Genomic DNA, 6791 nt, shown 5'->3' with positions numbered 1-6791 from the left:
GCTCACGACCGCGGGGCCGCGTGCCGGGCGTCCTCGCGGGACAGCCCGTGGGGCCACCACACCTTCGGGCCCACGTCCAGGAAAAGCGACGTGACCAGCACGGAGCGGACGACAAGGGTGTCCAGCAGGACGCCCAGGGCCACCGCGAAGCCGATCTCGGCGAAGGCCACCATGGGCAGCGTCCCGAGGGCGGCGAACGTACCCGCGAGGACCAGACCGGCCGAGGTGATCACCGCGCCGGTCGCGGCGAGGCCGGTGACCACGCCGCGCGCGGTGCCCTGCCGCCGGGCCTCCTCACGGATACGGGTCGTGAGGAAGATGTTGTAGTCGATGCCCAGTGCCACCAGGAACACGAAGACGAACAGCGGGAAGTCCGTCGACTCGCCCGTAAAGTCGAAGAGGTACCGGAAGGCGAGTGCGCTCAGCCCGAGCGCGGCGGCGAACGACAGCACCACGGTGCCGATCAGCAGCAGCGGCGCGACCAGGGCTCTCAGCAGCACCATCAGGATCAGCAGCACCACCAGCAGCACCAGCGGGATGATCAGGATGTTGTCGTGGGTCGTCGCGGCGTCCATGTCGAGCAGCGCCGCCGTGCCACCGCCCACCTGCGCGTCCGCGGCGGGGACGGCGTGCACGGCGTCCCTGACCTGCTCGACGGTGTCCTTGGCGGCCTGGCTGTCGGCGGGATCCTCCAGCGTGGCCTCGAACAGCACCCTGCCCTCGTGCACGGGAGCGGTACCGGGCGGCAGTCCGAGCGACGTGGGCACCACACCGGGCGTCGCGGCCACCGCCTCGCCCACCTGACGGGCCTGCCCCGCGTTGCTGATGACCACCAGGGGGTCGCCGCTGCCCGCCGGGAAGTACCTGGCCTGAACCTCCTGGCCGGTGATCGAGTCGGGCTTGCCGGTGAAGGAATCGGCGTTGCTGATGCCCTCCGCCCGCAGCTGCGTGAGACCCAGGGCGCACACCGCGAGAGCGACCGCCGTGGCGCCCCACACCGCGCGCGGCCGACGGGAGATCGACCGTCCCGTCCGGGCCCAGAAGCCGCGCTCGGTGGGCTCGGGGGAGCCCAGGTGCGGGACCACCGGCCAGAAGATCCAGCGGCCGAAGATCACCAGGAGTGCGGGGAACAGCGTCAGCATGGCGACGAGGGCGACGGCGACGCCGATCGCGGCGACGGGACCGAGACTGCGCGTGGAGTTCATCTCCGCCACCATCAGTACGAGCATGCCGAGGATCACCGTCGCACCGCTGGCGAGCACCGCCGGCCCCGCCCGGTGCAGGGCCAGCGCCATCGCCTCGTGCCGGTCCTCGTGGCGGCGCAGCTCCTCCCGGTAGCGGGCCACCAGCAACAGGGCGTAGTCGGTGCCCGCTCCGAACACGAGGACGGTCAGGATGCCCGCGCTCTGGCCGTTGACCGTCAGATCGGCATGCTCGGCCATCAGGTAGATCACGGCCTGAGCGGCGCCGAGGGCCGCGATCACCGAAAAGAGCGGGACCAGCAGAAGCGTCGGACTGCGGTAGGTGATCAGCAGCATCACGATCACGACGGCCATCGCCGAGAACAGCAGCGTCGAGTCGATGCCCTCGAAAACCTCTGAGAAGTCGGCCGCGGTGCCGCCGGGCCCGGTGACGTGCACCGACAGGCCGTCGCCGCCGGTGCCCGTCTCCCCGCGGACCGAGTCGACGGCCGGGGCGATCCGCTCCCAGCCCTCCTCGTCCATGGTGATCGGTACGAAGACCTGGGCGGCCCGCGGATCCGCCGGCCGGTCGAAGACCGGGCCGCGGGTCTCGGCGCCGCGCACCCCGTGGTCGCGCAACTCCTTGACGGCCGCGATGTCCGCGCTGATCCGCTCGCGGTCGGCGGCGGTGAGACCGTCCTCGCGCGCGTAGACGACGATCGAGGGGATCACCTCGGGCCGGAAGTCCTCCGCCTCGGTCAGGACCTGGGTGGACTCGGCGCTGCCCGGCAGCCAGGAGGAGGCGTCGTTGTCCTGTGCGTCCGAAAGCTTCTGCGCCAGGGGGAAGGCCAGCACGATGACCGCGAGCCACAGGACCAGCACGATCCACTTGCTGCGCCGTCCGCAGACGAGGTGCGCGAATCCCTTTCCGGCCGCCCCCGGGGATGCCGTGTCGTGTTGCGCGTCCGCCATGACGCTCCCGTATCTGCCGCTGCGGAGGACCGAATCGCCGGGATTGCGGGGGGCTGGGCCGGTCCGGTGTGTCGTTGGTCCATACCGAGTGCCGTCCCGGGGAGGGGAACTGCCCGGGGACATGGCAGTCTTGGCGCATGGCCGTTCAGATCAACCCCAGTATCCTCTCCGCGGACTTCTCGCGCCTGGCGGAAGAGGCCAAGGCCGTCGAGGGTGCCGACTGGCTCCACGTCGACGTGATGGACAACCACTTCGTGCCCAACCTCACCCTGGGCGTGCCGGTCGTCGAGTCGCTCGCCAGGGCGACGGACACCCCGCTGGACTGCCACCTGATGATCGAGGATCCCGACCGATGGGCTCCCCAGTACATCGAGGCGGGGGCCGGGTCCGTCACCTTCCACGTCGAGGCCGCCGCCGCGCCCGTGCGGCTGGCCCGCGAGATCCGGGCGAAGGGCGCGCGGGCCTCGATGGCCCTCCGGCCCGCCACCCCGATCGAGCCGTACGAGGATCTGCTCCCCGAACTCGACATGCTTCTGATCATGACCGTGGAGCCGGGCTTCGGCGGTCAGGCGTTCCTCGACATCATGCTGCCGAAGATCCGCCGCACCCGGGAGCTCATCTCCAAGCACGGCCTCCAGCTGTGGCTGCAGGTCGACGGCGGGGTGTCGGCGTCGACCATCGAGCAGTGCGCGGAGGCGGGCGCCGACGTGTTCGTGGCGGGCTCCGCGGTCTACGGCGCGGACGATCCGGCGGCGGCGGTGCGGAAACTTCGTGACCAGGCGGCGGCGGTGACCGCTTCCGCGGCCTGGGCGTGCGGGCACTGAACCGTGCCCGCGCTTGTTCAACCGATGTTGGCCCGGCAGGGCTGATCAAGGGCGCACGGATCTGACAGGATGGCGGATCCGGAGTGTGTACAGCGGCAAGTTTGTACGGCATGAACAGCAGTGAGGAGATCGCGGTGTCTGCTAGGTCGGCGGGACGGTCTGCCCTGCGGATGGGACCCGCTGAGCTTGTGCAGGCGGCGGCCATGGCCCGTCGCTTCTACCTCGAGGGCAAGTCCAAGATCCAGATCGCCGAGGAGTTCGGCGTCAGCCGCTTCAAGGTCGCCAGGGTCCTGGAGACCGCTCTCGAGCGTGATCTCGTGCGCATCGAGATCCGGGTGCCCGCCGAGCTGGACGCCGAGCGCTCCGACGCGCTGCGCGCCCACTTCGGGCTTCGGCACGCCGTCGTCGTGGAGTCGCCCGCGGAGGGCGCGGACGAGTCGCCCGACCCGGAGAACCTGGGCGAGGTCGCCGCCGATCTGCTCGGCGAGCTGGTGGCCGAGGGCGACGTGCTGGGCCTCGCGTGGGGCCGGTCCACCATTCACATGGCCGCGGCCCTCGACCGGCTGCCGCCGTGTACGGTCGTCCAGCTCACCGGTGTGTACGACGCGGGCACCGCGGAGCGCGGCTCCGTCGAGGCGGTACGAAGAGCGGCCCAGGTGTCCGGCGGCGAGGCCCACCCCATCTACGCCCCGATGCTGCTGCCCGACCCCGCGACGGCAGCGGCGCTGCGCCATCAGACGGGCATCGCGCGGGCCTTCGACTACTTCGACAAGGTCACCGTCGCCTGTGTCTCGATCGGCTCCTGGGAGCCCGGCATCTCCACCGTCCACGACATGCTCTCCGACGAGGAGCGCGCCCACTACGCCTCCCTCGGTGTGGCCGCCGAGATGTCCGCCCACCTCTTCGACACCCAGGGCCGCAGGGTCGGCCGCGACCTGGGAGAGCGCTGCATCACCGTCGAGGCCGACCGGCTGCGCCGCATTCCCGAGGTGGTGGCCATCGCCGGCGGCCCGCGCAAGGCGGAGGCGATCGGGGCCGTGCTCCGCTCAGGACTGGTCACCAGCCTTGTGACGGACACGGCGGCGGCCGACCTGCTGCTGACCGCGGCGCCCGGCCCGCGCCCGGCGCTGGAGCGCGCCGACCCGGACGACTGAGCGGCAGCGGGCCCGCGGCCCGCTGCCGAACGCCTTGGTGCGATCACACCAAGGCACCCCTTCTGACCTGGACGATTGTCCTGAGCGGTTCCGGGGTGCCGGCATGGGAGACTGAAGTACGTGCGATTTCCTCCGGCTGCATCGCCGGGGGGCCGACTCCGATCGACTGGGATGTTAAGCACGTGCGTTTCCTCAACGACATCAAGCCGCCGTACGACCTGACGTACGACGATGTGTTCATGGTGCCGAGCCGCTCGGCCGTCGGTTCGCGGCAGGGCGTGGACCTCTCCTCCCCTGACGGGACCGGCACGACGGTGCCGCTGGTCGTGGCCAACATGACCGCCATCGCCGGCCGCCGGATGGCAGAGACCGTCGCCCGCCGCGGCGGACTCGTCGTCATCCCCCAGGACATCCCGATCGACGTCGTCACCGACGTCATCTCCTGGGTGAAGACCCGCCACCACGTGCTGGACACCCCGATCGTGCTGGTCCCGCACCAGACCGTCGCCGATGCCCTGTCGCTGCTGCCGAAGCGGGCACACGGCGCGGGCGTCGTCGTGGACGAGGAGCGCCGGCCCGTCGGCATCGTCACCGACCACGACCTGGCCGGGGTCGACCGGTTCACCCAGCTGTCCGAGGTCATGTCCAAGGACCTGCTGCTCCTCGACGCGGACATCGACCCCCGCGAGGCGTTCAACACCCTCGACGGCGCCAACCGGCGCTACGCGCCCGCCGTGGACGGCTCCGGCAGGCTCGCCGGTGTGCTGACCCGCAAGGGCGCCCTGCGTGCGACGCTGTACACCCCCGCGGTCGACGCCGCCGGCCGGCTGCGGATCGCCGCGGCCGTCGGCATCAACGGCGATGTGGCCGGCAAGGCCAAGCAGCTGCTCGACGCGGGCGTCGACACGCTGGTCGTCGACACAGCGCACGGCCACCAGGAGTCGATGATCAGCGCCGTCAAGGCCGTTCGCGCCCTCGACCCGCAGGTGCCGATCGTCGCCGGCAACGTCGTCGCGGCGGAAGGCGTGCGCGACCTGATCGAGGCCGGCGCGGACATCGTCAAGGTCGGTGTGGGCCCCGGCGCCATGTGCACCACCCGCATGATGACCGGTGTGGGCCGGCCGCAGTTCTCGGCCGTCCTGGAATGCGCCGCGGAGGCCAAGAAGTTCGGCAAGCACGTCTGGGCGGACGGCGGTGTCCGCCACCCCCGCGACGTGGCGATGGCGCTGGCCGCGGGTGCGTCCAACGTCATGATCGGCTCATGGTTCGCCGGCACGTACGAGTCCCCGGGCGACCTTCAGCAGGCCCCCGACGGTCGGTTCTACAAGGAGTCCTTCGGCATGGCGTCGAAGCGCGCCGTGCGCAACCGCACCAGCGAGGAGTCGGCGTACGACCGTGCCCGTAAGGGCCTGTTCGAAGAGGGGATCTCGCACTCGCGGATGTTCCTCGACGCGAGCCGTCCCGGTGTCGAGGACCTGATCGACTCGATCATCGCGGGCGTCCGGTCCTCGTGCACGTACGCCGGCGCGGGCTCCCTGGAGGAGTTCGCGGAGAAGGCGATCGTCGGCATTCAGAGCGCGGCCGGTTACGCGGAGGGCAAGCCCCTGCACGCCAGCTGGAACTGACCCGCAGTCAAATGGTCCGGCCCTCCCAGGACGTGGGGGGCCGGACCTTGTCGGTTTTCGGCCAACTCGACTTTGTACGCATGCGGCACGGCGTCGCGGGTAGGCGCGCTGTCGCACTGACATCGGAGCAGGGGAGGACGAAGTGTCCACGGCGAGCACGGTCCCGACCGAACTCACGCGGCCTGAAGCGCAGCGCCCGGAAATCGTGGAGCTGGGGCTTCCGGAGGTGGAGAACCCGGGGGAGGTTGCACCCAAGGACGCACGTGAGATCTCGAAGACCTTCTTCGTGCGGCTGGCCTCACTTGAGGAGGGCACCCACGAATACCAATACGTGCGCAACACCCTGATCGAGCTCAACCTGGCCCTCGTGAAGTACGCCGCGGGCCGGTTCCGCAACCGCGCGGAGCAGATGGAGGACATCATCCAGGTCGGCACGATCGGCCTGATCAAGGCGATCGACCGCTTCGAGCTGAGCCGGGAGGTGGAGTTCGCGACGTTCGCCGTCCCGTACATCATCGGTGAGATCAAGCGCTTCTTCCGTGACACCAGTTGGGCCGTGCACGTCCCGCGGCGGCTGCAGGAACTGAGGATCGACCTCGCCAAGGCCGTCGACGAGCTCTCGCAGAAGCTCGACCACACACCCACCACGGCCGAACTCGCGGAACACCTCGGGATGGACGAGGAAGAGATCATCGAGGGCGTGGTCGCGAGCAACGGCTACACGGCCGGCTCGATCGACATGCCGATGGACGACGCCTCCGACCACGGGGCCGTGCCGCTGTCCGACCGGCTGGGCGCACCGGACGCCGAGCTGGAGATCGCGGAGAACGTGCAGGCGCTCAAGCCGCTGATCGAGGAGCTCGACGAGCGCGACCGGCGCATCCTTCAGATGCGGTTCGGTGAGGAGATGACGCAGTCGGAGATCGGGGCGGAGCTCGGCGTCTCCCAGATGCATGTCTCCCGGCTGCTGTCGCGGATCACCGGACGGCTGCGTGAAGGACTCCTCGTCGTGGAGTGACCTCTGCGGTACACGGC

General features: G+C 70.3%; 5 protein-coding genes. 4 read left to right on the top strand and 1 reads right to left on the bottom strand.

Annotated elements, in window-relative coordinates; translation table 11 throughout:
- Positions 1-2 precede the first annotated feature (2 nt).
- Positions 3-2153, bottom strand: coding sequence for an MMPL family transporter (locus tag ACWGH4_RS27905; protein WP_453465812.1), 2151 nt, complete (start codon positions 2151-2153; stop codon positions 3-5).
- Positions 2154-2290: 137 nt separating this feature from the next.
- Between ACWGH4_RS27905 and rpe the strand changes: the two genes are divergently transcribed.
- The 4 genes from rpe to ACWGH4_RS27885 all read left to right on the top strand — a co-directional run bounded on the left by rpe (position 2291) and on the right by ACWGH4_RS27885 (position 6774).
- The gene (gene rpe, locus ACWGH4_RS27900) at positions 2291-2977 is read left to right on the top strand and encodes a ribulose-phosphate 3-epimerase (protein ID WP_441265265.1); all 687 of its coding nucleotides are present in this window, start codon (positions 2291-2293) and stop codon (positions 2975-2977) included.
- Between the two features lie 110 nt (positions 2978-3087).
- On the top strand, positions 3088-4131 hold the full coding sequence (locus ACWGH4_RS27895; protein WP_005319937.1) for a sugar-binding transcriptional regulator: 1044 nt from the start codon (positions 3088-3090) through the stop codon (positions 4129-4131).
- A gap of 182 nt (positions 4132-4313) precedes the next feature.
- A complete protein-coding gene (locus ACWGH4_RS27890) occupies positions 4314-5756 on the top strand; it encodes a GuaB1 family IMP dehydrogenase-related protein (protein ID WP_189473635.1) in 1443 nt (480 codons plus the stop codon).
- Between the two features lie 142 nt (positions 5757-5898).
- Positions 5899-6774: an RNA polymerase sigma factor SigF gene (locus ACWGH4_RS27885; protein ID WP_441265264.1), complete on the top strand. Its 876-nt coding sequence runs from the start codon at positions 5899-5901 to the stop codon at positions 6772-6774.
- Positions 6775-6791: the final 17 nt, after the last annotated feature.

This window comes from Streptomyces sp. NPDC054847 (assembly GCF_053610925.1).
Note: the sequence above shows the minus strand (reverse complement) of the source record. Positions and strands in the feature narration are given on the sequence as shown.

Bases quoted from the DNA above. Each gene is read 5' to 3' on its own strand.
- ACWGH4_RS27905 (WP_453465812.1), bottom strand. From the start codon at position 2,153: ATGGCGGACGCGCAACACGACACGGCATCCCCGGGGGCGGCCGGAAAG.
- ACWGH4_RS27895 (WP_005319937.1), top strand. From the start codon at position 3,088: ATGAACAGCAGTGAGGAGATCGCGGTGTCTGCTAGGTCGGCGGGACGG.
- rpe (WP_441265265.1), top strand. From the start codon at position 2,291: ATGGCCGTTCAGATCAACCCCAGTATCCTCTCCGCGGACTTCTCGCGC.